The sequence below is a fragment of the Bradyrhizobium niftali genome (assembly GCF_004571025.1).
GTDB classification, from domain to species: domain Bacteria; phylum Pseudomonadota; class Alphaproteobacteria; order Rhizobiales; family Xanthobacteraceae; genus Bradyrhizobium; species Bradyrhizobium niftali.
This window is the reverse complement of the sequence record NZ_SPQT01000128.1, coordinates 1-885: the sequence shown is the minus strand read 5'-3', so window position 1 is coordinate 885 and position 885 is coordinate 1. Positions and strand designations below refer to the sequence as shown.

Here is an 885-nt window from a genome sequence, read left to right as displayed (position 1 = left end):
CGGCCGCAATGCACGCCTCCACGACCCGCTCGAACATGTGGCGAAATACATCTCCCTCGCGGAAGCGCTCGTTGCGGGCGCGCGAGAACGCCGAATGATCCGGGATAGCGTCCTCGATCCCGAGCTTGCAGAACCAGCGATAGGCAAGGTTCACCTGCACTTCACGGCAGATCAGCCGCTCCGAACGGATCGCAAAGACATATCCCACGACCAGCATCCGGATCATCAGTTCCGGATCGATCGACGGGCGACCCATGGACGAATAATGAGGTGCTAGTTCACTGCGAAGCCAGGACAGATCGAGAGCAGCATCGATCTTCCGCACGAGATGATCTTCAGGAACCGCGTCGCCAAGATGAAACTCGTAGAACAGTTGACCTTGGTCACTCTTCACACGGCCCATCATAGATCGACCTCGCCGAGATTCGCGTCAACACAACGGAATCACGGTTCGCGGTCTGTCTCAACCGACTTTTGCAACAAAATCGGCCCTTAGCCGAAGTTCGCTCGAGCCTGTCCTATGCCCGCTCTCAACGGCAAACCGGGCGTCGGTTCAGCTTAGGGCCTACCGCAGCTTTTGACCCAAGTGTATGGTCCGGCCGTGCGTAGCAAGAGGTTCGTCGATCAGGTGGTGAGTGGTCTTGCATCAATGTATCCGGCCTTTGATTGGAGCATTTTCTCCGGGCCATCATGGATATCAGCGCGCGTGCGTTCTCATTAGCGGACAGGCCTCGATTGGGCCATTTGGGTCACCAGTGTTCGCATGCGCCGGGAAGACCGAACCTCCATCTCGTCTCATCCTCTCGCAGACCTCGGCTGGAACCTGTTGATGGGGTTACGTCATCGCATGCTCCTCCTACCTCGCAGTTCCTGTGTTCGAGCCAG

The 885-nt window shown here is 57.5% G+C and carries 1 protein-coding gene; it reads right to left on the bottom strand.

What is annotated here, in order from left to right:
• On the bottom strand, window positions 1-406 hold a 406-nt coding region (locus E4K65_RS46725), incomplete at its 3' end, for a transposase (RefSeq protein ID WP_135179722.1).
• Window positions 407-885: the final 479 nt, after the last annotated feature.